Annotated in this window: 23 protein-coding genes and 3 tRNA genes; 15 read left to right on the top strand and 11 right to left on the bottom strand. The window is 31.9% G+C overall.

Annotated elements, in window-relative coordinates; all coding sequences use genetic code 11:
• Positions 1–11: 11 nt before the first annotated feature.
• From C7448_RS06400 to C7448_RS06390, 3 genes are all read right to left on the bottom strand, one after another.
• The gene (locus C7448_RS06400) at positions 12–671 is read right to left on the bottom strand and encodes a 4'-phosphopantetheinyl transferase family protein (protein WP_115900530.1); all 660 of its coding nucleotides are present in this window, start codon (positions 669–671) and stop codon (positions 12–14) included.
• A 168-nt stretch (positions 672–839) separates the two neighbouring features.
• Positions 840–1,358 (bottom strand): UpxY family transcription antiterminator, encoded by a 519-nt coding sequence (locus C7448_RS06395; protein WP_115900628.1) that lies wholly within the window; start codon positions 1,356–1,358, stop codon positions 840–842.
• A 150-nt stretch (positions 1,359–1,508) separates the two neighbouring features.
• Complete coding sequence (locus C7448_RS06390) at positions 1,509–2,114, bottom strand: hypothetical protein (RefSeq protein WP_115900529.1); 606 nt, start codon at positions 2,112–2,114, stop codon at positions 1,509–1,511.
• A gap of 182 nt (positions 2,115–2,296) precedes the next feature.
• On the opposite strand from C7448_RS06390, the gene C7448_RS06385 reads away from it, so the two are divergent.
• Positions 2,297–3,055: a response regulator transcription factor gene (locus C7448_RS06385; protein ID WP_115900528.1), complete on the top strand. Its 759-nt coding sequence runs from the start codon at positions 2,297–2,299 to the stop codon at positions 3,053–3,055.
• A 2-nt stretch (positions 3,056–3,057) separates the two neighbouring features.
• On the opposite strand, the gene C7448_RS06380 is transcribed toward C7448_RS06385, so the two are convergent.
• The 5 genes from C7448_RS06380 to C7448_RS06360 form a co-directional block, all read right to left on the bottom strand.
• On the bottom strand, positions 3,058–3,813 hold the full coding sequence (locus tag C7448_RS06380; protein WP_317124706.1) for a ThiF family adenylyltransferase: 756 nt from the start codon (positions 3,811–3,813) through the stop codon (positions 3,058–3,060).
• Positions 3,814–4,179: 366 nt separating this feature from the next.
• Positions 4,180–4,253: transfer RNA gene (locus C7448_RS06375), tRNA-Arg, on the bottom strand.
• Positions 4,254–4,282: 29 nt separating this feature from the next.
• Positions 4,283–4,357, bottom strand: a tRNA-Pro gene (locus tag C7448_RS06370).
• A gap of 23 nt (positions 4,358–4,380) precedes the next feature.
• A tRNA-Ser gene (locus tag C7448_RS06365) sits at positions 4,381–4,462 on the bottom strand.
• A 92-nt stretch (positions 4,463–4,554) separates the two neighbouring features.
• The gene (locus C7448_RS06360) at positions 4,555–6,597 is read right to left on the bottom strand and encodes an HD family phosphohydrolase (RefSeq protein WP_115900526.1); all 2,043 of its coding nucleotides are present in this window, start codon (positions 6,595–6,597) and stop codon (positions 4,555–4,557) included.
• Between the two features lie 207 nt (positions 6,598–6,804).
• Between C7448_RS06360 and C7448_RS06355 the strand changes: the two genes are divergently transcribed.
• Together C7448_RS06355 and C7448_RS06350 are read left to right on the top strand one after the other, a co-directional pair.
• A complete protein-coding gene (locus C7448_RS06355) occupies positions 6,805–7,980 on the top strand; it encodes an acetyl-CoA C-acyltransferase (RefSeq protein WP_115900525.1) in 1,176 nt (391 codons plus the stop codon).
• 23 nt (positions 7,981–8,003) lie between these two features.
• Positions 8,004–8,777 (top strand): C40 family peptidase, encoded by a 774-nt coding sequence (locus C7448_RS06350; protein ID WP_115900524.1) that lies wholly within the window; start codon positions 8,004–8,006, stop codon positions 8,775–8,777.
• 72 nt (positions 8,778–8,849) lie between these two features.
• Here the strand turns inward: C7448_RS06350 and C7448_RS06345 are convergent, their stop codons facing one another.
• Together C7448_RS06345 and gyrA are read right to left on the bottom strand one after the other, a co-directional pair.
• Positions 8,850–10,088, bottom strand: a complete 1,239-nt coding sequence (locus tag C7448_RS06345; protein ID WP_115900523.1) for a tetratricopeptide repeat protein — start codon at positions 10,086–10,088, stop codon at positions 8,850–8,852.
• Positions 10,089–10,104: 16 nt separating this feature from the next.
• Complete coding sequence (gyrA, locus tag C7448_RS06340) at positions 10,105–12,606, bottom strand: DNA gyrase subunit A (RefSeq protein WP_115900522.1); 2,502 nt, start codon at positions 12,604–12,606, stop codon at positions 10,105–10,107.
• A 308-nt stretch (positions 12,607–12,914) separates the two neighbouring features.
• Between gyrA and C7448_RS06335 the strand changes: the two genes are divergently transcribed.
• The 9 genes from C7448_RS06335 (at position 12,915) to C7448_RS15790 (ending at position 22,839) form a co-directional block, all read left to right on the top strand.
• Positions 12,915–15,476, top strand: a complete 2,562-nt coding sequence (locus tag C7448_RS06335; RefSeq protein WP_115900521.1) for an ATP-dependent Clp protease ATP-binding subunit — start codon at positions 12,915–12,917, stop codon at positions 15,474–15,476.
• 104 nt (positions 15,477–15,580) lie between these two features.
• The gene (locus C7448_RS06330) at positions 15,581–15,925 is read left to right on the top strand and encodes a 5-carboxymethyl-2-hydroxymuconate Delta-isomerase (protein WP_115900520.1); all 345 of its coding nucleotides are present in this window, start codon (positions 15,581–15,583) and stop codon (positions 15,923–15,925) included.
• Positions 15,926–15,987: 62 nt separating this feature from the next.
• A complete protein-coding gene (locus C7448_RS06325) occupies positions 15,988–16,548 on the top strand; it encodes a helix-turn-helix domain-containing protein (protein WP_115900519.1) in 561 nt (186 codons plus the stop codon).
• Positions 16,549–16,634: 86 nt separating this feature from the next.
• Entirely contained in the window at positions 16,635–19,052 is a 2,418-nt protein-coding gene (locus tag C7448_RS06320; RefSeq protein ID WP_115900518.1) for a heavy metal translocating P-type ATPase, read from the top strand.
• 156 nt (positions 19,053–19,208) lie between these two features.
• Positions 19,209–19,430, top strand: coding sequence for a heavy-metal-associated domain-containing protein (locus C7448_RS06315; protein ID WP_047789774.1), 222 nt, complete (start codon positions 19,209–19,211; stop codon positions 19,428–19,430).
• Between the two features lie 566 nt (positions 19,431–19,996).
• Positions 19,997–20,833: a hypothetical protein gene (locus C7448_RS06310; protein ID WP_115900517.1), complete on the top strand. Its 837-nt coding sequence runs from the start codon at positions 19,997–19,999 to the stop codon at positions 20,831–20,833.
• 153 nt (positions 20,834–20,986) lie between these two features.
• Positions 20,987–21,487 carry an N-carbamoyl-L-amino acid amidohydrolase gene (locus tag C7448_RS06305; protein ID WP_115900516.1) on the top strand — a complete coding sequence of 167 codons (501 nt, stop codon included), beginning with the start codon at positions 20,987–20,989 and terminating at the stop codon, positions 21,485–21,487.
• An 89-nt stretch (positions 21,488–21,576) separates the two neighbouring features.
• A complete protein-coding gene (locus tag C7448_RS06300; RefSeq protein WP_115900515.1) occupies positions 21,577–22,509 on the top strand; it encodes a hypothetical protein in 933 nt (310 codons plus the stop codon).
• A 168-nt stretch (positions 22,510–22,677) separates the two neighbouring features.
• The gene (locus tag C7448_RS15790; protein ID WP_170137006.1) at positions 22,678–22,839 is read left to right on the top strand and encodes a hypothetical protein; all 162 of its coding nucleotides are present in this window, start codon (positions 22,678–22,680) and stop codon (positions 22,837–22,839) included.
• Positions 22,840–22,990: 151 nt separating this feature from the next.
• On the opposite strand, the gene C7448_RS06295 is transcribed toward C7448_RS15790, so the two are convergent.
• Positions 22,991–23,590 carry a leucine-rich repeat domain-containing protein gene (locus C7448_RS06295; RefSeq protein ID WP_115900514.1) on the bottom strand — a complete coding sequence of 200 codons (600 nt, stop codon included), beginning with the start codon at positions 23,588–23,590 and terminating at the stop codon, positions 22,991–22,993.
• Positions 23,591–23,801: 211 nt separating this feature from the next.
• Here C7448_RS06295 and C7448_RS06290 point away from each other — a divergent pair, with 211 nt between their 5' ends.
• The 3 genes from C7448_RS06290 (at position 23,802) to C7448_RS06280 (ending at position 25,474) form a co-directional block, all read left to right on the top strand.
• A complete protein-coding gene (locus tag C7448_RS06290) occupies positions 23,802–24,179 on the top strand; it encodes a nuclear transport factor 2 family protein (RefSeq protein ID WP_115900513.1) in 378 nt (125 codons plus the stop codon).
• Between the two features lie 17 nt (positions 24,180–24,196).
• Positions 24,197–24,820 carry a hypothetical protein gene (locus C7448_RS06285; RefSeq protein WP_115900512.1) on the top strand — a complete coding sequence of 208 codons (624 nt, stop codon included), beginning with the start codon at positions 24,197–24,199 and terminating at the stop codon, positions 24,818–24,820.
• Between the two features lie 126 nt (positions 24,821–24,946).
• Positions 24,947–25,474: a sigma-70 family RNA polymerase sigma factor gene (locus tag C7448_RS06280; protein WP_115900511.1), complete on the top strand. Its 528-nt coding sequence runs from the start codon at positions 24,947–24,949 to the stop codon at positions 25,472–25,474.
• Positions 25,475–25,559: the final 85 nt, after the last annotated feature.

Raw genomic sequence — 25,559 nt, 5'->3', positions numbered from 1 at the left:
TAATCCTATTTTTATATCTCTAAAAACTCTTTAATATCAATTTTTTTTACTGTAATATCTTCACTAGTAAACTTCTTATTTTGAGAAACATGACATGTATATTCTTTCTGCAAATCTATCTTTGAAACAAAAAATGTCTTAGCTTCAACACTAGTTTTATTGTTTTTTATTTCAAATGATTCTAGTGGAATTGACAACCCTCTTCCTGTTGCTTTTAAAACTGCTTCTTTTTGTGTCCAGTACTTAAAAAACTCATCTTGAGGACACTCTGAATTAAATATTTTTTGCTCTTCATATCCAGTCATTTGCTCCTTAAACTCTGTTACTTTTATAGGATGTGATTTCTCTATATCTATACCTATATCCACAAGTTTATTTGTAAAAATTACAACTACTAATTCTCCTGAATGAGAAACATTAAACTGTATGTCGTTATCTTTAAAATAAGGTCTATCATACTCTGTAAACATCAATTTTTTAAAATCTATTTCTTTTTCAAAGTATGATAGACCTTCTTTTATTAGCAATCGTCCTAATAAGGATAATTGAACGTCTTGCCATCTTTGATACCTTAAAAGTCTTTCTTTATATTTCCTTGGAAAAGAACTTAAATAAGCCGTTAAAAGATCTTCATGTTTAACTTCTTGTATTTTAGAATAAAGTAAAAGCAATACTTAGTTATAAATTAAGGCTTATTTTAACTGTTTCTTGATAACTGAAAGGATATAAAGTCACTCTTCTTTTACAGCTACATTAATAATCTTATATACTTAGCTTTATTTCACAAATACTATTTAAATTTAATAGTTAAAGCCTTTTTAGATAAAATAGATATTAATCTATTTTATACGTGGTTCTGATAAGATATGCAAAGGAATTGTTGCCATAATATTCTGCTGTAACGAGTCTATCCGTACAATAATTTTATTAAGGTTAGATACTTTAATGATTTCACAGTCTAACCCTTCTAAAGGACCGTAAGTAATTTTTTTCACTTCACCAACTTTAGGACGCTGTGTAGTTACTTCTACCCCATCAATATTTTCATCCCCAATTAAAAACTTTATTTGATTAACCTCTTTTTCCTGCACTCTTGCATATTCTTTACCAAAGCGAATGTAAGAGAAAGCTCCATTTACAGAAAGAGCTTTATGAAACCCTAAAGATGAATTTATATATACAAATACATATGAAGGAAATAATGGTTTCATTATAACCTTTTTCCGATCACTCCACTGCCTAATTGTTTTTACTTGAGGTAAAAATGACTCTAAAGAAATTTCCTTTAGTGATTCATGTACTTTCTTTTCCCAACAAGATTTAACGTATAATACGTACCAGCCACAATCAAATTTCATCATAATATACAACTGCGAAACACAGCTTCGCTTCTCCCTATCACAAGGGATTTATTTTATTTAATTTTTCAATTAGAACGCCGTAAATATAGTATTCAAAAAAAGGTGTAAAGCTACACAAAAGGGTAGTTTTCAATTTCATACCTAATATTACAATAACTTGTTATCTGAGATTAAACATTTATTTTTCTTGTAAAAATCTATAAGACCACAATAAGGTAAGCTTACTGGTATGGTTTCCGACCCTAAATAATTAATTGGCTTCCCTACAATTTTAGGTTTAATTCCTAATAAAAAAAGTATTCGTAATAGTTTACTATCACATTCAGCAAAAGCTATATTACCTTCATGACTGCATATGGGAGATATTGCACAGACCATTAATTTTTTAAACAAATTAACATCTTTACCCCCTTTTTTTATAGCAAATCGTCCTATATGCCATATTTCGTGTAATTCTTTATCTTCTACAATTAATAAAGGGTTTATTCCAAAAATATTCTCAATTGGTAACTTATCTATATAATTCCATCTTAAAACTCGTATAGCTCCTGTTATGTCCCCCTTATCATCTTTACAAACAAAAATTTTAGAACTTTCAATGTATTTTATTTCTTCTTGATACACTGATAAAATATCTTTTTCCATCGTTATTTTTCCATTGTATTCTAAATGATGATTGAAATTTTCCTCAACTACGAATTTTGATAAACTAAGCACCTCACTGGTTGACAACCTTTCTAAATAACTCTCCATAAGTATTATATTTTTTATTATACGCTCAAATCTAGCTAGTTAAAGTCACCAACTCGCTACACAAAATAGTAGTAGATACAAGAATTCATGAGGCTAAGCAGGAATAGAGTTACATTTAGAAAAAAAGTATTGTTTATTACTAAATTATTTACTTTATTTGGGGTCTAAGCCCCCCCTAATCTATGAATGACGTGAATGACTTTTTTTCATCACGAAACACTGTATACAATGTTTCTGATGAAGATAAAAAACAGACTGCAAATTACGCAGAGGCTATAAAAGCTTTTGCTAGAACCACTTACAAAAGTATTTATGTAATTGATTATCAAAAAAAAGGTTTTGAGTTCGTTTCTGAAAACCCTCTTTTTTTATGCGGCCATACCGCAGAAGAGGTTAAGGAGATGGGATACCTTTTTTATTTTAATTATGTAATACCTGAAGATTTAGAGCTACTTTTAAAAATAAATACTGTTGGTTTTGATTTTTATGAAAAAATACCTATTGAAGAGAGAATATACCATTCTATTTCCTATGATTTTCATTTAAAAAATAAAGAAGGAAAAATACTTTTAATTAACCAGAAACTCACACCTTTATTTCTAACTAATGAAGGAAAAATATGGAAAGCTATTTGCATAATATCAATTTCCAATGAACAAAACTCTGGAAACATCAGAATATCTAAAAAAGGTGAAAATAAAATTTTTAGATATGATTTGAAGGGTGATTTCTGGAAAGTAGAAGAAAAAATAGAGTTATCTAATAGAGAAAAAGAAATTTTAAGATACTCTGTAAGAGGGTTTACCATTAATGAAATGGCTGAAACAATGTATGTTTCTCCTGATACAGTAAAATTTCACAGAAGAAAGTTGTTTGAAAAATTAGAGGTTGCAAATATTTCAGAAGCAATTGTATATGCTACTAATAATAAACTAATTTAGTTTTAACCTTCTAATGAAGATAAATAAAACTCAGGAAAGCTCTTAACTTCCCTTTGTGTAGTTATATTAAAAAGTATGTGTGTACACATCCCTGCTACAACCCATGAGCCAACTGATAATTGAGGAGGTGACAGTTTTTCTCTTTCATTTTTAAATTTATCAATAATATCTTCTAACCACTCCTGAGGTTCCCCCCAAAATCTCATATAACTAGAAACATACTCCACTACGTTTAATTCATTAAAATCCCTCCCTTTTCTTGCAATAGAATTTAACGATAATCCTTTAGGAGAAATAATTGTCACTAAGCCACCCCAGCCTAAGTTGTATGGATGTAAAACAGGAATATCCATCTTTTGGCAAATTTCATCAAAAATCAAAGGAATCTCTGAAGAAAAATCTAATGCATTAATCGCTATTTTATGCCCTTTTATATACTCTTCAACATTATCACTTGTTAAAAAACAATTATGAATTTTAATATTTGCCTTACTGTTTATAGACTCAAGCCTCACTTTTATAGCCTCTACTTTATTAATTGATACGTCTCCTTCAGTATAGTTTTGTCTATTTAGGTTAGAGTCCTCTACTTGATCTCCATCAACTATAGTTATATTTTCAAATCCAAAACGCAATGCACATTCAGCTATTATACTTCCAATACCAGCCCCTCCCAATAAAATTGGGTAACTTTTAATAAGCTCTTGTTCTTTTGGATTTAAGTATAACCTATTTCTAGAATACCTATGTTTCATCATAGTTAATTTTATTACAAAAATAAGTTATCAAAAAAAGAAATACCTAAACAAAAGGGTAGTTTTTCTTTTTTCGAATAAAAGCTCATTATTAATTAACAAACTAAAAACCAACACCATACACATACATATCTTGCTAATTAACACAACATTAACAATTATACTCAATAAAAACACTAAGGTTTCTTATCTTAAAAGTATAACTCTAGCCCTTAGTATACTGACTTTTAATTTTATCAAACACTAATCAAAAACATAAATCACCGATATTGACTAAAATATAAGATTACTTTTTATACAATATCAGGTATGAACTGTAAAAAAATCTATAAAACAAAAAAGCCTCACTATTTCTAGTGAAGCTTATTGTGAGCCCGATAGGATTCGAACCTATGACCGCCTCCTTAGAAGGGAGGTGCTCTATCCAGCTGAGCTACGAGCCCGTAGTTTTTATGTTTCTACGAAAACAGTGTCGGGGTGGCAGGATTCGAACCTGCGACCTCCTGCTCCCAAAGCAGGCGCGATGACCGGGCTACGCTACACCCCGATTAGGTCATCTGCAATTTATTGCGGAGAGACCGGGATTCGAACCCGGGCATCCCGAAGGATGACAGCTTAGCAGGCTGCTGCATTACCACTCTGCCACCTCTCCTTTAATTCTTGCCGAAACGCGAACTAAAAATTGCGAGTGCAAATGTATAACTATATATACGTTTCTACAAACTTTTTTAATAAAAAAATTACCTATTCTGGATACTCAACTCGTAAGTGATAGATATTCATTAACTTATTCTTAATAATTTTTTTAATTTTTTCTATTTCTCTAAAAGTAATATCAGAATTTATGAACTGATTATCGTTTTTTTGCTTGTCTACAATACGATCAATTAAATTATCTATAGATTGTGCTGTTGGGTTTTTTAAACTCTTAGAAGCTGCTTCAGCTGCATCACACATCATTAAAATAGCAGTTTCTTTTGAAAATGGAATTGGTCCTTGATATTGAAATTTTTTTATGTCTACATCTGGATTCTTTTCTTGTTCTTTTTTATAAAAGTAATAAGTGACACTTGTTCCATGATGTGTACGGATAAAGTCTATTATTCTATCGGGGAGTTTATTTTTTTTTGCTAGTTCAATTCCATTAATTACATGGTCTAAAATTATGCGTGCACTATCTTCAGGTAACAAATCGTTATGAGGATTTACTCCTGTGGATTGATTTTCGGTAAAATACATCGGATTTACCATTTTACCTATATCATGATACAATGCTCCTGTTCGTACTAACATAGAATTCGCCCCTATTTCATTCGCTGCTGCTTCTGCCAAATTAGCCACCTGCATAGAGTGTTGGAATGTTCCTGGTGCTTTTTCATTTAAATCTCTTAATAGCTTTGAATTCGTATTAGAAAGCTCTAATAAGGTTACATCAGAAACTAACCCGAAAAGTTTTTCATAAAAATAAATAAAAAACACAGCTAAAAATGACAATAAGCCGTTGGCAGCAAACAGTCCAAAATACATCCAATTTATTTTATCAGCATTTCCTTCTTTTAAAATAGAAAAAGCTAAATAAGTTACCATATAAATTAGCGTAATTTGTCCTATCGACATGAACAAACTCGCTCGTTTATATAACTCTGAAACAGTTAAAATAGTTACGATTCCTGCAATTATGTGTAAATAAATAAACTCAAAACTATTAGGTACAATAAACCCTAATAGTAACACTGTAAGTACATGGGTAAACAGCCCTAATCGAGCATCAAAAAAAGCTTTTAGTACTATCGGCAAAATGCTTAGTGGAACAACATACAAATACTCTGAATTATACTTCACCACCATCGTCTGCACAAAAATCATCAAAAAAACATTAAAGAAGATAAACGTTACTTTATTGTTATCGTTGAATATTTCAAATCGATATCTTTCAAGAAAGAGCAATAACATTAGTAATGCTAAAGCCACTAAAACGGTATAACCAAAAACTATCCAGTTATAATTAGACTTTGTCCAAATTCTAGAACTCGATGCTACTTCGTACGATTTTAAAACATTGTACTTTCTTCCTTCAACAATATCTCCTTTTAAAATTATCAATTCTCCTTTTGAGACTTTTCCTTTTGCATAAGAAATACTTTGCAAACGTTCATTTAATTCCTTTTCGCTGTATTTATAATCATAAGTTACATTAGGGCGTAAATTGCTAGATAAGTAGTTTATAAGTAAGCGTTGTTTGTAATACTGAAGATCTTCTGTATTAGTTCGTAAAAAACTTAACACATCTTTGGTTTGTATTAACCTTGAAAACGGAACATCATCAATAGAGTTCCCTTTTCGTAACACTACTACATCTCCTCTGCTTGCTTTATCATTACTTGCATCGTCTAAAAAGCCATACAAGTATATTTTATCAATAAGCTTCTCTCCTTTTTTAATTAAACCTCTAATCGCACTAGTTGATAAAGAGTCAAGGTTTGTAACTTCATTAGTAAATAAACTTAATACCTCAGCTTTTACCGATGTATCAACTACAAAATATTTTTTTGAACCATTTTCAAGCTCCTTTTTTTCTTCGGTTACTTCTTCAGAAGTTTTTTGAATAGCAAAATCAAAAGGAGCATATAAATTATCATATTGCCAAGGTTTTCCTTGCGGAAAATCGTATTTAAACTGTCCTCCTTTAGGAAATAAATACACTATGGCAGTAACTGTAATTAGAAACAACAATACTTTGTAAATTATCGTGTTATTCTTATACAATCTATTAATTAAATCGTTCATTTTTGATGTTTATAAAATGTAAATATAACCTTTCTCTATAATTTGAGTACTTATTATAAAATGGTTATTTTCGCAAAACAAATCTTAATACAATTCACCCAATACACGAAAACAATAGTCGTAAAATAATTATTAAGCACTTAACAACTTTATTATTTTGGTTAGTTTGTAGTTTTGGGATAAATAAAAATTAACAAATAGTAGCACATGAAAGAAGTAGTAATAGTATCGGTTGCAAGAACTCCAATTGGTAGTTTTTTAGGAACATTATCAACTACACCTGCACCAAAATTAGGTGCTGTAGCCATTAAAGGAGCTTTAGATAAAATTAACCTAAAACCAGAAATGGTTGAAGAGGTTTTTATGGGAAATGTAGTTTCAGCAGGTTTAGGTCAAGCACCGGCTCGTCAAGCTGCCATTTTTTCTGGAATTCCAGATACTGTACCATGTACTACTGTAAATAAAGTTTGTTCATCAGGAATGAAGTCTATCATGTTAGCGGCTCAGACAATTGCTTTAGGTGATGCTGAAATTGTAGTTGCTGGAGGTATGGAGAATATGAGTATGATTCCTCATTACCAACATGCCAGAACAGGTTCTAAATTCGGTCCTATTAAAATGGAAGACGGAATGCAAAAAGATGGATTAGTAGATGCTTATGAGCAAGTAGCTATGGGAGTTTGTGCTGATGAATGTGCTGTAGAGTATAAATTTTCAAGAGAAGACCAAGATAATTTTGCTGTAGAATCATATAACCGTTCTTCAAAAGCTTGGAGCGAAGGTAAATTTGCAGATGAAATTGTTCCTGTAGAAATACCTCAACGTCGTGGTGAGCCTATTATTTTTTCAGAAGATGAAGAATATAAAAACGTGAAAATGGAAAAGATTCCTGCTTTACGTCCTGCATTTACAAAAGAAGGTACAGTAACTGCTGCTAACGCTTCTACAATTAATGACGGTGGGGCTGCTTTAGTATTAATGTCTGCCGAAAAAGCTACTGAATTAGGGTTAACCCCATTAGCTAAAATTAAAGGATATGCTGATGCTGCTCACGAGCCAAAATGGTTTACTACAGCTCCCGCAAAAGCCCTACCTAAGGCCTTAGCTAAAGCTGGAGTCGCTATTGATGATGTTGATTATTTTGAATTAAACGAAGCTTTCTCTGTAGTTGGTTTAGCCAATATGAAAATTTTAGGCTTATCAGCAGATAAGGTAAATGTAAATGGTGGTGCGGTTTCATTAGGGCACCCATTAGGGGTTTCTGGAGCTAGAATTATTATTGCTTTAACTTCTATTTTAAAACAAAACAATGCTAAAATTGGTGCTGCTGGAATTTGTAACGGTGGTGGTGGTGCTAGTGCAATGGTAATTGAAAGAGTTTAATTTTTTAAAGCCCCTACTAGCAGATGTCCTTTGGAATTTGTAATTTAAGTATTGTTCCTCTTCGATTAGAACCTTCTGATGCTTCAGAAATGGTTAATCAAGTTGTTTTTGGTGAACACTTCGAAGTTATAGAAAAATCTAAAAAATGGAGTAAAATCCGTTTAGCTTTCGACAACTATGAAGGATACATAGATAATAAACAATACGAAGAAATTTCAGAAGAAATACACATCCTTTTATCAAAAGAAAAAAAGCACTATGCTGGTGAATTAATCGATTTTATTACCGATAATAATAGTAATTTAACCACTATTCCTATGGGAGCTCGCCTTCCTCTGTTTAAAAATAATAAGATCAATATTAACAATACCTCTTTTTTATATGAGGGCAGAGTGTGTAATAATAAATTAGCAAAATCTGCTATAGTTGAAGCTGCTTTTTTATTCTTAAATGTTCCGTATTTATGGGGTGGTAAATCTCCTTTTGGAATCGATTGCTCTGGTTTTACCCAAACTGTATATAAATTATGTGGATACAACTTACTTCGTGATGCTAAACAACAAGCTACACAGGGTGAAGTATTGAGTTTTATTGAAGAGAGCGAACCAGGTGATTTAGCCTTTTTTGATAATGAAGAAGGCATTATTACTCATGTTGGAATTATTATGAATGACTACAACATTATACATGCTCATGGTAAAGTTCGTATTGACAAATTAGATCATAGCGGCATTTATAATGTTGATACACAACAACACACTCATAAACTTAGAGTTATTAAACGTTTAGTTGATTAAACTATTTAACTTTACTACATAAAAAAGCCGAAACTTTAAAAGTTTCGGCTTTTTTATACTTAAATAAATTTCTTATTTCATTGATTGATATAAATCTCTATATTCTGAAGCTTTATCGCTCATTTCTAAAACCTCATATAAATTCATTAAAGTTTTAACAGTTTCTACATTTCTGTTTAAACTATCAGCTTTTTCTAAAAATGGAATAGCTTCTTTGTAAACCTCTTTTTGCTTAGCTGCTAACTCATCATACTTCTTGAAATTTGACAAGTTTTTATTCATTTCCTCAACAATAGCTTTTTCTTTATCTAAAACTACTACTGCTAAATTCATATAAGCATCAGCATAATCTGGCTTTAACTCAACAGCTTTAGTATAATACTTCTTAGCATCATCCATTCTACCTTCGTTAAAGTTTACAACGCCTAAATTATAGTATAAAGTTGGGTTTTCTGGATCTAAAGCTACTGCTTCATTCATCAACTCTCCAAACTTATCCATTTTACCCATCTCAACATATAACTGAGCTTCATTTAAAATTAAATTTAAATCTTTAGGGTTAGAAGCACGAGCATCTTTAAAAGCTGCAATAGCTTCATCTGTTTTTCCTTGCTCTTTTAAAATTAAAGCTACATTTTTAACAATTGTTGCTGATTTAGAGTCAGAAGATTTAACTTCAGGTTTTACATAATTCCCTGTTTTTACCATTAAATCTCTTCTTGCTTTGTCATTACCAAAACTTTCTACCTTACCTGTAGCTTTGTCTGTAGCTACATATTGTTTTTCAACACCTGTATAACCTATTTTTTGTAACTCTCTATAATATTCAATAGCCTTATCATAGTCTTTAGCCTGAGTAGCTGAAACCGCAGCATTAAAAGCAAAAGAAGTATCCGTAGGACTTAATACATATGTTAAATAAAAATCTTCTGCTGCATTTTTATAGTCTTTCTTATTATTATATAAATCAACCGCTTTTTTTGAAACCTCTTGAATCAATTGGTTTAAGATAGGCTTAGCTTCATCAGTATACTTATTTTCTTTCATTGCTAATAAAGCATTCAAAGCTTCTCCTGCCTCTTTATAATCTTTTTTAGCTGCTAATGCCTTTCCTTTTAAAAAGTAAAATTTAGACTTATATTTATCTTCACCGTTCATCATTAAAGAACCCTCAATAGCGTTAAGGGTACTTAATGCTGTAGTAAAATCTTGTTTTTTTATAGCCTTCTCAGCAGCTTTAAGTTCTGATTTTTGAGCGATTGCCCCCAACGACATTAATCCTAAAGAAAGGGCTAAGATTTGTTTTTTCATTTTTGTTATGGTTTATTTATTGTTGTTCTTGACTTTCATTCGTTTCATTTTCAATTTCTGTGCCATTTTCTTCTTCGTCTTTTTCATGCATAACTTTTGCTACCGCAGCAATATCATCATTATCTTTAATATTGATTAACTTAACACCTTGAGTTGCTCTACCCATAACTCTCAAGTCTTCAACTGCCATTCTAATAGTTAAACCCGATTTGTTAATAATCATCAAGTCATTAGAGTTATCAACATTTTTAATAGCTACTAAATTACCAGTTTTTTCTGATATATTCAATGTTTTAACTCCTTTACCTCCACGATTTGTTATACGATAATCTTCTAACTTAGAACGTTTTCCATATCCCTTCTCTGAAACTACTAAGATATTACTTTCCATATCATTTACAGCTATCATACCAATTACCTCATCTTTTTCGTGTGACAATGTAATACCACGAACCCCAGATGCTGTTCTTCCCATTGGACGTGTTTTAGCCTCTTCGAAGCGAATTGATTTTCCTGACTTAAGCGCTAACATTACTTGGCTATCTCCAGTCGTTAATTTCGCTTCTAACAATTCATCTCCTTCTTTAATAGTAATAGCATTAATCCCATTAGCTCTTGGACGTGAATATTGTTCTAAAGGCGTTTTCTTAACCTGACCACGCTTTGTAGCCATAATAACAAAGTGATTATTGATGTAATCTTCATCTTTTAAATCTCCTGTTACTAAGAATGCTTTTACTTTATCGTCTTGTTCAATGTTTATTAAGTTCTGAATCGCTCTTCCTTTCGTATTCTTTCCTCCTTCTGGAACTTCGTATACACGCATCCAGAACACTTTTCCTTTCTGGGTAAAGAACAACATGTATTGGTGGTTAGTACCTACAAATAAATGCTCTAGGAAATCTTCGTTACGAGTCGTCGCTCCTTTTTGTCCGCGCCCTCCTCTATTCTGAACTTTGTATTCATCTAAGTTTGTACGCTTCACATACCCTGCATGCGAAATAGTTACTACTACTTTAGAGTTAGGAATCATATCTTCGATTCTCATATCTCCTCCTGCATATTCAATTACTGAACGACGCTCATCTCCATACTTCTCTTTAATATAAAGTAATTCTTCTTTGATTATATCATAACGTCTTGGCTCGTTTGCAAGAATATCTTTTAAATCTGCTATAGTTTTGATAATCTCATCATACTCCGCACGTAATTTATCTTGCTCTAGTCCTGTTAACTGACGTAAACGCATCTCTACAATTGCACGTGCTTGAATTTCTGACAACTCAAAACGTTCAATTAATTTTTCACGAGCTTCATCAGCATTTGAAGAACCTCTGATGATTGCAATCACCTCATCAATATTATCTGATGCAATAATTAACCCTTCTAAAATATGTGCTCGAGCTTCGGCTTTCTTTAATTCAAACTCTGTTCTACGAACAACAACTTCATGTCTATGTTCTACAAAATAATGAATTAATTCTTTTAAGTTTAATTGCTCTGGGCGACCTTTTACCAGTGCAATATTATTTACACTAAACGATGTTTGTAGTTGTGTGTACTTAAATAATTTATTTAAAACAATATTAGGAATTGCATCACGCTTTAATACATAAACGATGCGCATTCCTTTACGGTCAGATTCATCACGAATACTAGCAATACCTTCTAATTTCTTATCATTTACCAAGTCAGCAGTTTTCTTAATCATTTCTGCTTTGTTTACTTGATAAGGTATCTCAGTTACAACGATACACTCACGACCTTTTACTTCTTCAATCGTAGCTTTGGCACGCATTACAATACGTCCACGACCTGTATGAAAAGCATCTCTTACACCATCATATCCATAAATAATTCCTCCAGTTGGAAAATCAGGTGCTTTGATGTGTTGCATTAACTCATCAATTTCAATATCACGATTAGCTATATACGCAATAGTACCATTAATAACTTCTGTTAAGTTATGTGGTGCCATATTAGTTGCCATACCTACTGCAATACCTGATGCTCCATTTACTAATAAGTTAGGAACTCGTGTTGGTAATACGGTTGGCTCATGCAACGTATCATCAAAGTTTAATTTATGATCTACTGTATCTTTTTCAATATCAGATAACATTTCTTCTGATATTTTTTGCATACGTACCTCAGTATAACGCATTGCTGCTGGACTATCACCATCTACAGAACCAAAGTTCCCTTGTCCATCAACCATCATATAACGTACACTCCAGTCTTGTGCCATACGCACCATAGAATCGTACACCGAAGTATCTCCATGTGGGTGATACTTACCTAATACCTCTCCTACAATTCTTGCAGACTTTTTATATGCACCAGTAGCTTTAATTCCTAATTCATGCATACCAAACAAAACTCTTCTATGTACTGGTTTTAAACCATCTCTTACATCTGGTAATGCTCTTGATACTATCACCGACATTGAATAATCGATGTATGCGGACTTCATTTGCTCTTCAATGTTGATAGGGATCAACTTTTCGCCATCTGCCATATATTTTCTTTTAAAATATTAGTATTTATTTTCGTCAAAAAAGTGAATTTTACACTCGATAAAACTCACTTTTAAAATGCTTTCTAGTTCTCTGCACTTTCTAAAACATTGCAAGATACTACAACCCTCAGTTTTACACAAAAAATATATAAACTGTTTTATCGTTATTTATTAACAATTTTATAAGATAAAAAAACTTTAAAACACCTTATTTTACTCGTCAGAATGTCAGTAAAAAACTATTGGCATCTTTTTTGTAATTTTTAAGAAAAAAACTTACTAACTTTACAGAGACAGAAAATAAATTTATGGACGATAATTTTTCACCACAGGTTAGAGATGTGATTACTTTCAGTAAAGAGGAAGCCTTACGACTAGGACATGACTTTATTGGGACTGAACATCTTTTGTTAGGTTTGATTAGGAAAGGGGATGGAAAAGCCATTGAAATATTAACAACTTTTGATGTTGATTTAGATTTAGTGCGCAATAAACTAGAAAAGTTAAATCCTACAACTCCATCTATAACAAGCCCTCAAAGGAAGAGTTTACATCTCACTAGGCAAGCAGAGAAAGCTATAAAAACCACGTTTTTAGAAGCTAAACTATATCAAAGTAACGCAATAGACACCGCACACTTGTTGCTGTGTATTTTACGTAACGAAAACGACCCTACCACAAAGCTACTTCAAAAATATGATGTAGATTATGAACAAACTAAAAACTTGTACAAAGAACTACACGTAGATGATGACACTTTTATTTCACCAATAGGAGAAACACCATCTGATGATGAATTTGCTGACGAAAAGTCAAACCCTTACGGGCAACAGTCTCAAAAAGGAAAGCAAGTTAAAAAATCTAAAACTCCTGTTTTAGATAACTTCGGACGTGATTTAACAGCTTTAGCAATAGCAGGAAAGCTAGACCCTGTTGTAGGACGTTTGAAAGAAATTGAGCGTGTTTCTCAAATTTTAAGTAGACGAAAAAAGAACAATCCAATGCTTATTGGTGAACCAGGTGTTGGTAAATCTGCTATTGCTGAAGGATTAGCTTTACGTATTATTGACAGAAAAGTATCTCGAATTTTATTTGACAAACGTATTGTTTCTTTAGACCTAGCTAGCTTAGTTGCTGGAACAAAGTATAGAGGTCAGTTTGAAGAGCGTATGAAAGCGCTGATGAACGAGCTAGAAAAAAATGACGATATTATTCTTTTCATTGATGAAATTCACACAATTGTTGGTGCTGGTGGCGCTACAGGCTCATTAGATGCTTCTAACATGTTAAAGCCTGCTTTAGCAAGAGGAGAAATTCAATGTATTGGAGCCACAACCTTAGATGAATACAGAACTAATATTGAAAAAGATGGTGCATTAGAGCGTCGTTTTCAAAAGATAATTGTAGATCCTACTACGGTTGAAGAAACGATACAAATTTTACACAATATTAAAGGTAAATACGAATCACATCATCATGTAACTTTTACCGATGAGGCTATTGATGCCTGTGTAAAATTGACAAATCGTTATATGACTGACCGTTTTTTACCAGACAAAGCTATTGATGCTTTAGATGAAGCTGGATCGAGAATTCATATTACTAACATTGTGGTTCCTCAACAAATTTTAGAATTAGAAGCTAAATTAGAAGAAATTAGAGGACGCAAAACCAAAGCTGTAAGCGGACAAAAATATGAAGAAGCTGCAAAGCTTCGTGATGACGAAAAAAATATAGAAACAGCTTTAGAGTCTGCACAACAGCAATGGGAAGAAGACTCTAAATTACATAGAGAAACTGTTACTGAAGACAATGTAGCTGAAGTAGTATCGATGATGACAGGAATTCCTGTAAATCGTGTTGCCGAAGCAGAAAGTAGCCGTTTAGCAGAATTACCTCAATTAATAAAAGGTAAAGTAATTGGTCAAGATGAAGCTGTTACCAAAGTTGTTAAAGCTATACAGCGTAACCGTGTTGGATTAAAAGATCCTAATAAACCTATTGGTTCTTTTATTTTCTTAGGTTCAACTGGTGTTGGTAAAACACAATTAGCAAAAGTATTAGCTCGTGAGTTATTTGACTCTGACGATTCTTTAATTAGAATTGATATGAGTGAATACATGGAGAAATTTGCCATTTCTCGTTTAATTGGAGCACCTCCAGGATATGTTGGTTATGAAGAAGGTGGACAATTAACAGAAAAAGTACGTCGTAAGCCTTACTCTGTAATCTTATTAGACGAGATTGAAAAAGCGCACCCTGATGTATTTAACATGTTATTACAAGTGTTAGATGACGGACATATAACAGATAGTTTAGGTCGCAAAATAGATTTTAGAAACACCATTATTATTATGACTTCAAATATTGGAGTTCGTAAACTAAAAGATTTTGGTGGTGGCGTAGGTTTCGGAACTTCTTCTAAAAAAGAGCAAGAAGATGCACACGCTAAAAGTATTATTGAAGGTGCTTTAAAGAAATCGTTTGCTCCTGAATTCTTAAACCGTATTGACGATGTTGTAATATTTAATTCATTAGAGCGTGAAGACATCCATAAGATTATTGATATTGAATTAGACAAATTACTAAGACGTATTGATGATTTAGGTTACAAACTAAACTTAAGCGAAAAAGCCAAAGATTATATTGCCGATAAAGGTTTTGACAAACAATATGGTGCTCGCCCATTAAAAAGAGCCATTCAAAAATACATTGAAGATGCATTAGCTGAAGAAATTGTAAACTCAAAACTTGATGAAGGTGATACCATCTTTATGGATTTAAATGAGAAAGACAAAAAACTCATTATAAAAATAGAAAAAGGTGAAAAACCAAAAGAGTCTCGTACCGAAATAGACGAAGACCAATAAAACAAAAATCCCAAGCAAAACGCTTGGGATTTTTATTACACCATAACCTTTAAGAAGAAAAATAAATTACTCACACCTTCTTATAAATTAGATGAAAATAACTTATGCCACATTTCGTAATTGATTGCTCTAAAAACATTATAAAAATCAAAACACCAGCAGAAATTATTCAGAAAGTGTATGACACAGCAGAATCAACTGACCTGTTTGATAAAAGAGATATAAAAGTAAGAATTAACTCTTTTGAGCATTATACCACAGGAAACACAACTGATGATTTTATTCACATTTTTGCAAATATTATGGAGGGACGCTCTACCTCTCAAAAAAAGAATCTTTCTGAAAGAATTATTACTGAATTGAAGTTAATGTTTTCTGAAGTTCCTATTATTTCAATCAATATTAGAGATTTTGAAAAAGCAACTTATTGCAATAAGTCGATGATATAATTTAAAATAAAAACATTCCTTATTTCTATCTTTGCAAACCTAACACCTATACTAAAAACACTATGACACTCACTATTAAAAACATGGTTTGCAATCGCTGTATTATGGTCATTCAAAATGAGCTAGACAAACTAGGTGTAGGTGTAAAGAGTATTAAATTAGGTGAAGTTACACTTAAAAAAGAGCTTACTACCGAAGAAAAAGAACATTTAGACAAAACCCTAATTAACTTAGGCTTTGAAATTATTGATGATAAAAAAAGTCGCATTATTGAAAAGATTAAAAACCTAATCATCAATTTGGTACACCATCAAGACAGTGAAACAAAAATCAATCTATCTGAACTATTAAGCAACGAACTACATCACGATTATAATTACTTATCCAATCTTTTTTCTGAAGTAGAAGGCACTACCATAGAAAAGTATTTTATTGCTCAAAAAATAGAAAAGGTGAAAGAATTACTCGTTTACGATGAATTATCATTAAGCGAAATTGCCTTTCGTTTACACTACTCAAGCGTAGCATATTTAAGCAATCAGTTTAAAAAAGTTACAGGATTAACGCCTAGTCACTTTAAAAAAATTCGTAAAGACAGAAGAAAACCATTAGACGAGGTGTAAATCTTATAAATCAATTCCAAAATTCCACAATAAATTTTCTCTAACTTAATGCCAACTTTGTATTGTACAATTAATACAGTAAAAAAATGGCAACAAATAACAATAAAGAAATCATTTACCTACCTCTAGAAGGTGTGGAAAGTGAGCACTGTGCTTTAATCGTTGAAAAAGGACTAGCACATGTTGAGGGAATTGAAACCCACAAAGTAGAACTAAACAACCAAAGAGCTGCTATTACGGTTACTAATGAAGAAGTTCTTGCAAACGCCGTTACTACTATAAAAGACCTTGGCTATGGTGTTACCACTGTTAAAAAAGTATTTCCAGTATTAGGTATGACTTGCGCCTCTTGTGCAGGAAGTGCTGAAAGTATTGTTAGCTACGAACCAGGTGTAGTAAATGCTTCGGTAAATTTTGCTAACGGAAATTTAACGGTAGAATATCTTCCTAACATGACCAATGCTACAAAATTGCAAAAAGCAGTACAAGGTGCGGGTTATGATTTGCTAATTGAAGAGGAAACCAAACAACAAGAAACCCTCGAAGCTATTCATGAAAAGAAGTTCAAGCAACTAAAAACCAAAACCATGTGGTCGGTAATACTTTCATTACCTGTAGTTGTTATTGGTATGTTTTTTATGAACATGCCTTACGCCAACCCTATTATGTGGGCCTTCTCTACCCCAGTGTTGCTATGGTTTGGTAAAGACTTTTTTATCAATGCATGGAAACAAGCCAAACATCGTTCTGCAAATATGGACACCCTAGTAGCCTTAAGTACGGGTATAGCTTATATATTTAGTGTATTTAACATGCTATTTCCTAAGTTTTGGGAATCTAGAGGATTAGAAGCACATGTATATTTTGAGGCTGCTTCAGTTATTATTGCATTTATTCTTTTAGGAAAATTATTAGAAGAAAAAGCCAAAGGAAACACCTCATCTGCCATTAAAAAATTGATGGGTTTACAGCCTAAAACTGTGATTGTGATACAACCTGACGGAACGGAAAAGCAAACTGCTATTGAAGAAGTGAACGTAGGTGACACTATTCTTGTAAAACCAGGAGAAAAAATTGCAGTAGATGGTATGGTTACTACAGGAAGCTCGTATGTAGATGAAAGCATGTTAAGTGGTGAACCTGTTCCGGTATTAAAAGAAGAAAATGAAAAAGTATTTGCAGGAACCATTAATCAGAAAGGAAGTTTTCAATTTAAAGCTGTTAAAGTTGGAAAAGAAACCATGCTTGCTCAGATTATTAAAATGGTGCAAGATGCACAAGGTAGTAAGGCTCCTGTACAAAAATTAGTTGATAAAATCGCCAGTATTTTCGTACCTGTAGTTATGAGTATTGCTGTTATTACATTTATTATATGGTTTATTTTAGGTGGAGATAACGGAGTTGTTCAAGGATTATTAGCAGCCATCACCGTATTGGTTATTGCATGCCCTTGTGCTTTAGGTCTCGCTACCCCTACCGCTATTATGGTGGGTGTGGGTAAAGGTGCCGAAAACGGTATTTTAATTAAAGATGCTGAAAGCCTTGAATCTGCTAAAAAAGTAAACGCTATTATTTTAGATAAAACAGGAACCATTACCGAAGGAAAACCAGAGGTTACTGGTATATCTTGGTTACAGAATAATGATACCGCTAAAAACATTCTTTTAAGTATTGAGAAAAAATCTGAACATCCATTAGCAGAAGCTGTTGTAAAGTTTTTAGGAGATACTGCCACTACCACACTAACAAATTTCGACAGTATTACAGGTAAAGGTGCTAAGGCTGATTATAACGAGGAAACCTTTTTTGTTGGTAATAAGAAATTATTAGCTGAAAACAACATTTCCATAGCTGACGAACTTATAAAACAAGCTAACAAATGGAGTAAACAAGCTAAAACAGTTATTTGGTTTGCTAATAATAAGGAAGCACTTTCTGTACTTGCTATTTCAGACAAAATAAAAGAAACCTCAGTACAAGCTATTAAGGAGCTACAAGCTATGGATATTGAATTATACATGCTTACGGGTGACAACGAAGCTACCGCAAAATCTATCGCTGAAGAAACAGGTATTCAACATTATAAAGCTGAAGTATTACCACAACATAAAGCCGATTTTGTAAAAGAGTTACAGCAACAAGGAAAAACCGTTGCTATGGTTGGTGATGGTATTAACGACAGTACTGCCCTAGCTACTGCTGATGTAAGTATTGCCATGGGAAAAGGTAGTGATATTGCAATGGATGTTGCTAAAATGACCATTATATCATCTGACCTGAGTAAAATACCACAAGCTATAAAGCTTTCAAAACAAACGGTAGCTACCATTAAACAAAACCTATTTTGGGCATTTATTTACAACCTTATTGGTATTCCTATTGCAGCTGGTATTTTATATCCATTTAATGGTTTCTTATTAAACCCTATGATTGCTGGTGCAGCTATGGCTATGAGTAGTGTTAGTGTGGTTAGCAATAGTTTACGATTAAAATGGAAAAAGTAACAAGTGTTTCGGCACTAGCAAGTGTCGGAACGTTTTAAATCTCACTTAATAAGTAAATCTGTAAATCTCACAAATCAATCTTAAAATTGTACAACAACAAACACACCTGTTGTGCTGAAATTCGCAGTATTCAATAACAAATAAATTTTTAATATCATGGAAAACAATAAAGAGTTAAAATTCAAAACAAACCTTAACTGCGGAGGATGTGTATCAAAAGTTCAAACTGATTTAGACAATGCTGAAGGTATTTGTCATTGGAATGTAGATACTAATTTTGATGATAAAGTTCTTACCGTAAGTTCTAAAGGAATTACTGCGGATGAAGTAATTGCTATTGTAAAAAGTAAAGGTTTTAAAGCAGAGCCTTTAGTATAAAAACAATTACACAACTCTCACTTACGGTACAAATTGAAACAAACAAGAACACCACCTGTGCTTTTGTTAGCTGTTAAGTTAACTGTTTATAAAACTTTACACTTAAATACACTTCTCTTTGGGGTGTATTTGTTTTTTAAAATGGTTTCTTTATACACCACAACACCTAACAAACATTTTTCTACACAATACGAATATTTTACCTTTTTACTTGTTTGGTGTTGCTCCCCTTAGGCAGTGAATAACACTCCCCTTAGGCGGGGAGCATCGTTCCCCTTACCGAGGGAGTGTCACTCCCCTTAGGCTTGGGGTGGCGACCCGATTAGGCTTGGGGTGTCGACCCGATTAGGCTTGGGGTGTCGACCCGATTAGGCTTGGGGTGTCGACCCGATTAGGCTTGGGGTGTCGACCCGATAAAAAAGTTGCACTTTTTTATCTTACTTTTTTTATATTTGAGAGTGTTAATAAAATTGCTATATCTTATGATATTCCATTTTGTATCGGGTAAAAGAACTAAAATTTAGTATATAACGAGTTGTGCGTAATTAGTAAAAACTATCAAATAAATGAATGACCCTCTACCAATACTTGAGCCCTTTGCTGACAGCTTAAAAAAAATAAACGTTGGTCCTTTTCTTAAATCTAGAGATTTTAAAAGATTAAGAATTCAAGCTGGACTAGAAGAATATTGGAGAAACACCTATAATCATGTCAAGAATTCACGTAGGGTAATTTCTCTTGAAATGGATTATGAAAAATATGATTCAATTAATACGTTGAACATATTAATGAATGATCTCATAGAAAAAGCCAACAATCGGTTTTATCTATTTATTAGAGATTTTTTAATAACATTTTCAACTTGGCTTAATGAACCTTTTGATACAACAGAAATAATAGAAGATTTAGAGCTTTTAAACTGTCCAACTACAATAATAGAGGATGTTAAAAAATTAGATAGCACAAACAAAACTGCCGTTCCAAAACTCGAAATACCAAATATAATTGACAATTCTGACAAGCTTGAAGAATGTCTAAGAAAGATGGACGAGTCAATCCGAAACGAAGAGTTTAATCTAACTTTGACCTATGCATATTCATCATTAGAAGGAATTTTCAAGACGTATATTTTCTTAAAAGTTCCTTCACAAAAAGATGAAACTGAATTATCAAAAATTTCTAAAATTGTAAGAGAGGATTTAAAGGCTCGTTTTCTTGAAACTGACAAAAAATTCCCAGAACCAATGCTAAATTTAATTGGAACCATTACTAACGCAATATCTAATGCAAGAAATAATTTTAGTGAATCTCATTTTGATAAAGATTCTGATAAATGGCTAGCTGAATTCACCAGAGATTGTGTTAATTCAATTGGTAGGTTAATTCTAAAATTTGTAGAATAACTATAACCGCAATTACGACAGTTTTTACTATTTCTGAGTCAACTTGGAGTTATAAGTGTCAAAAAATATTAGACTTGAACCCATTACTTTTAATCATATGGAACTGTTAGCTATAACTTTCTAATTAATAACCTTTATTAAAACAACAATAAAATGTTCCACTCAAAAAATGAATCTCCATACATTAAATATGAAAATCGTTTAGCTGATGTTCTAGCCGCTATTCAAGTAATGTCTATCTATAAGTTTTATAAATTAGACTTTAAAAGTTGGTCTATGAGGATTTCTGGTGATGAATCTAATTTTGCTTATTGGAAAAAGGTTTTTGAAGAGCATCCTGAATTTTTCAGATTTAATAGTGATGAAGGAAAAGTTTCTTTAGCTTGGAGGAGAAGTAAACAAAGAAGGTTTCATGTTGATCTAAATAAAGAAATAACTTTAGACCAAATAAATAATTTACCAGCTACTGAGGCGAAAGAAAAAATTTCGAGGTCACCTTTAAACAGTTCAGAAGTCCAATCTTTAATAGCCGTTGCAATTGACTTGCACACAAGAGCTTTTGAAAATAAGAAAGATAGTAGATGGTGGGTTGTGCCAGTGATTAGCTCTATAAGTGGTTTAATTGGTGTTCTTGTAGGAGCACTTATAAAATAATACTCCTCATATCAATAGTTACAAGTAATTACTTACTCTTGCCTACCTCTTAACCAAAATTACTACCCCTAGCAAAACATTGAATACAAATGAAAAAACTTACAATAATATTAATTCTAGCTTTTATTGTGGTTGTTTCCTGTAAGCTGAGTAAACAAGAGAAACAACAAGTTACTCCTGAAAAATTTGAGTTTACCGAGCTTATAAAAGAAGGTTACGAACTTTATAAACCAACTAAAGAAGTTAAGGCGGTTTTAATTTTGTTTGGTGGCTACCCAGAAGTTGCTAAAGACATTAAAAGAGAGTTTAAAATTCTTGATATTGCTAGAAAAAATAATATTGCAGTTATACTTTCTAATCTTAATCAGAAATTATGGCTTGAAGAAAACGAACAACAACAACTTGCTAAAAGTTTACAAACTATAATTACAGAAAATCAATTACCAACTGACAATATTTTTATTGGAGGCTTTTCTAGCGGTGGAGTTGTTAGTCTTTTAATAAGCAATTATATTGTTGGGAAGAAACAGTTCTATATCGATCCAAAAGGAGTATTTATAGTAGATTCTCCAATAGATTTGATTGCTTTGTATAAGTCTTCAGAAAAAAATATAGAACGAAACTTTTCAGAGCCTGCAATTCTAGAAAGTACTTGGCTATTAGAAACATTAGGTGATAACTTTGGCAACCCTAAAAATAGTATTAAAAAATACGAGAAAAAAGCTGTATTTACCTCTAGTACAGACAATATTTCTAACATAAAGAAACTAAAAAACACTAAGATTAGACTTTACACAGAACCCGATACTCTTTGGTGGAAAAAGAATAGAATGGGCGATTATGAACAAATGAATGCTTTCTATATCAAAAAACTATATGAGAGTTTAAAAACTAAAGGTTTTAATAATGTTGAGTATATACCAACAACTAACAAAGGATATAGAGCAAATGGTGAACGACATCCTCATAGTTGGGCTATTGTAGACAAAAAAGACCTAATAAACTGGATATTGACAAAATAAATACTGGCTACAGCAACTGTTATAAGTAATTATATCTTCTTATTTTGTTTCAAATACTTTCATCTGTTAACCCCTATAAATAGGGTTTTACCTTACTTTTATTACGGTTTTAAAGGTTCTTTCATTTTTATTTATACCTAATTTTGATTAAATTTTAAACCAAAAATTATGTTAAAGAACATTTCAAACTTAGGTGCTGTTTTAAACAAACAGGAACAACAATTTATTAATGGAGGAATAAGAACTACTAAATGCCGTTTCCTTCCGCTTCCTTGTGATGAAGATCATGAGTTTGATGAAAATTGTAAGTGTGTTCCAAAACCAATGTAATTAAATTTATTAGCGAACTTCGGTTCGCTATTTTCTTTTTAAAACCTATTCTTGTTTTAAATACAATTAAGCTTAGTAACCAACTAAACATAAAAAACAGTCTCTATAACTTAATAAAGCGACTGTTTTTATTAGCTCTAATTAATATTACCTAGCACAACACAAAATCAATATTATCAATATCTGATCCTCTAAAGGCTCCAGTAATACTACCTTCTAATTTTTGAGGCAAGACTACCTTTTTTAACTTCTTGTTCTCTTTAAATGAATCGCTCCCTAGGGTTGTTATGTGCTCAGGAATCGTAAGCTCAACAAAATCATTCTCTGCAAAACAATCGTTATACAATGTAGTAACTGATTCTGGTAAATCTATACTTGTAAGTGCATTTCCTACAAAACAAAACATATGAATCGTTGTAATTGGCGCTTCAATAATAAGTTTTTCAATTTTATTTCTTCCAAAAGCCCCTCCTCTAATTTCTGTAACTTTTGAAGGAATTACCAACTCTTTAATTTCATTCTTATAAAAAGCATCTTCATCTATATACTCTAGAAATTTTGGTAAAACCACCGCTTTGAGTCCTTTATCATCAAAAGCTTCCCTTAATATATACATCACGGGTTTATTGTTTATATAGTCGGGTATCACAACACTAGTTGACTGTCCTATATAATCTAAAATTGCAATGCCTCCGTTAAGTTCTCTAAAAGAATAATCCTCATTTTTTAAAATAGCAACTTGTTCTTCCATCTTTGTTTGATATAATGTTTTATTATTAATTACAAGTGTCAAATGTATACGGTAGATAGTACTGTGTAAAAAGTAGTTTGTTTTCGCAGTGATTGTTTTTATATTCGTAGTTACACTGACCAAGTTTGTAAAAGTCACATTATACTATATAAAAATAGAAACCATACCTTTAGAATAACTGTATATGTAACCTTAAATAAACCTTGAACCAATGAATAAAAGTGAAGTAGCAAAAAAATATCTAGAACACCTAGAAAACGGAAATATAGAAAAGGTTATTGATTTGTTTAGTAATAAAGGAATTGTTGAGTCTCCTATCTATGGAGTTAAAAAAGCTGACGAATTTTATCGTGAATTAAATAATGACACTTCTAATTCTGAACTTTTCCAAAAAGGAATTTTTGAACAGAATGACTCAAATAATTTAGCTCTTTACTTTACCTATAAATGGACTTTAAAAAACAATGAAAAAGTAGAGTTTGATGTTGTTGATATTATTGAACTTGATTCTGAAAACAAAATAACGAAGCTAAAAATAATTTACGACACAGTTATTTCTAGAAAGTTAGTCAATGACTTAAATGAGTAAAACTCAACCAATCAAAAATGCTGAAGTTTTTAAAGAAAATATTTAGTAAAAAAGGCACCTTTTTCGGAGCTACAAACTATGAAATGAATAATATGATTTGTGGTATTGGAGAAGCTAAAATCTTAGAAACTGAGATTGAAATTTTAGCATATCCTTTTAAACCTTCAACTGTATTCCCAAATAAAAAAATTAAAGCTAAAGAAATAACAGCCATCTGTTATCTATCCTATCCCCCACTAATTAGAATTGATAACGAAGTTATATTTATTTCAAGAGAGCATACCAAGCCACTTAAAGAGTTTACAGAAAGAAACAACATAGCTACTTTTAAAGAAACAAAAAACTGGAACTGGTTACTAGAACCTTATCTAGATACGGCTACTACCCCAGAAGAAAATATTAAGACAACCCAGCTACTAAATGAACATGGTATTTCAACTGCTGAAATCACACAAATAAGAAACGAAATAGGAAAACAACTATATAAATACAATTTTGACACCATGCTTTGGGATTGGTTTAGTTTAGGCTTACCAGATGTTTTAGCAGCCATGAGAGTTAAGTACAACGAAAAAAAATTTGCTGACTTTTATAAAAGAGCAATGGAAATTGAGCTTAGAAAGACAAAAACTAATAATTAACTACTATTCTTCATTCTCCTATTTTGTTCCCCTATTGTTCAACACATAATAAACTATACATAGCTTTTAACTTGATGAAAAAAGTAGTAAATTTGAATATACTTCCATAATTTTAAACGAACTAAAATGAACAAAGACATAAAAATACTTTGGGATGACCTTCACCAAGAACTTTATCGTTTCATTTTAAGTAGAGTTAAAAACGAAGAGGACTCAAAAGATATCTTACAAGAAGTTTTTATAAAAGCTCTTACAAAAATAGACACACTTAAAGACACCTCTAAACTAACATCTTGGGTATATCAAATATGTAGAAATGTAGTTTTAGACTACTTCAGAAAAAAACAAACTTCAAAAGAAGGTCATACAGATATAGAATTTCCTGAAGAGGCTAAAGAAGATAACACCTATACAAAACTTTCTACTTGTATCAATGGTAAAATAAGTAACCTTTCAGAAAAATATAAAGAAGCAATATTACTTACTTCTTTCAAAGATTATTCACAATTACAACTCGCCCAAGACAAAAACATATCTTATTCAGGAGCTAAATCAAGAGTACAACGCGCCAAAAACCTATTAAAAGAAGATATTTTAGACTGCCCTAATGTTATTACCGATGACAACGGTAAAATCATTGATTTCTTAGAGTAATTTTTTTTGCGTCTTTTTTCTCCCCTTCCCGTCTATCGAATACAAAAGTACATTTAAAGCATCCCTGGCGGTGATCATAAAATTA

This window comes from Tenacibaculum gallaicum (assembly GCF_003387615.1).
GTDB classification, from domain to species: Bacteria; Bacteroidota; Bacteroidia; order Flavobacteriales; family Flavobacteriaceae; genus Polaribacter; species Polaribacter gallaicus.
Note: the sequence above shows the minus strand (reverse complement) of the source record. Positions and strands in the feature narration are given on the sequence as shown.

Coding starts and splice junctions, on each gene's coding strand:
- C7448_RS06315 (WP_047789774.1), top strand. CDS start 19,209: ATGGAAAACAATAAAGAGTTAAAATTCAAAACAAACCTTAACTGCGGA.
- C7448_RS06385 (WP_115900528.1), top strand. CDS start 2,297: ATGAATGACGTGAATGACTTTTTTTCATCACGAAACACTGTATACAAT.
- C7448_RS06380 (WP_317124706.1), bottom strand. CDS start 3,813: ATGATGAAACATAGGTATTCTAGAAATAGGTTATACTTAAATCCAAAA.
- C7448_RS06350 (WP_115900524.1), top strand. CDS start 8,004: ATGTCCTTTGGAATTTGTAATTTAAGTATTGTTCCTCTTCGATTAGAA.
- C7448_RS06325 (WP_115900519.1), top strand. CDS start 15,988: ATGACACTCACTATTAAAAACATGGTTTGCAATCGCTGTATTATGGTC.
- C7448_RS06300 (WP_115900515.1), top strand. CDS start 21,577: ATGAAAAAACTTACAATAATATTAATTCTAGCTTTTATTGTGGTTGTT.
- C7448_RS06335 (WP_115900521.1), top strand. CDS start 12,915: ATGGACGATAATTTTTCACCACAGGTTAGAGATGTGATTACTTTCAGT.
- C7448_RS06355 (WP_115900525.1), top strand. CDS start 6,805: ATGAAAGAAGTAGTAATAGTATCGGTTGCAAGAACTCCAATTGGTAGT.
- C7448_RS15790 (WP_170137006.1), top strand. CDS start 22,678: ATGTTAAAGAACATTTCAAACTTAGGTGCTGTTTTAAACAAACAGGAA.
- C7448_RS06305 (WP_115900516.1), top strand. CDS start 20,987: ATGTTCCACTCAAAAAATGAATCTCCATACATTAAATATGAAAATCGT.
- C7448_RS06320 (WP_115900518.1), top strand. CDS start 16,635: ATGGCAACAAATAACAATAAAGAAATCATTTACCTACCTCTAGAAGGT.
- C7448_RS06390 (WP_115900529.1), bottom strand. CDS start 2,114: ATGGAGAGTTATTTAGAAAGGTTGTCAACCAGTGAGGTGCTTAGTTTA.
- C7448_RS06295 (WP_115900514.1), bottom strand. CDS start 23,590: ATGGAAGAACAAGTTGCTATTTTAAAAAATGAGGATTATTCTTTTAGA.
- C7448_RS06290 (WP_115900513.1), top strand. CDS start 23,802: ATGAATAAAAGTGAAGTAGCAAAAAAATATCTAGAACACCTAGAAAAC.
- C7448_RS06280 (WP_115900511.1), top strand. CDS start 24,947: ATGAACAAAGACATAAAAATACTTTGGGATGACCTTCACCAAGAACTT.
- C7448_RS06285 (WP_115900512.1), top strand. CDS start 24,197: ATGCTGAAGTTTTTAAAGAAAATATTTAGTAAAAAAGGCACCTTTTTC.
- gyrA (WP_115900522.1), bottom strand. CDS start 12,606: ATGGCAGATGGCGAAAAGTTGATCCCTATCAACATTGAAGAGCAAATG.
- C7448_RS06310 (WP_115900517.1), top strand. CDS start 19,997: ATGAATGACCCTCTACCAATACTTGAGCCCTTTGCTGACAGCTTAAAA.
- C7448_RS06395 (WP_115900628.1), bottom strand. CDS start 1,358: ATGAAATTTGATTGTGGCTGGTACGTATTATACGTTAAATCTTGTTGG.
- C7448_RS06360 (WP_115900526.1), bottom strand. CDS start 6,597: ATGAACGATTTAATTAATAGATTGTATAAGAATAACACGATAATTTAC.
- C7448_RS06345 (WP_115900523.1), bottom strand. CDS start 10,088: ATGAAAAAACAAATCTTAGCCCTTTCTTTAGGATTAATGTCGTTGGGG.
- C7448_RS06330 (WP_115900520.1), top strand. CDS start 15,581: ATGCCACATTTCGTAATTGATTGCTCTAAAAACATTATAAAAATCAAA.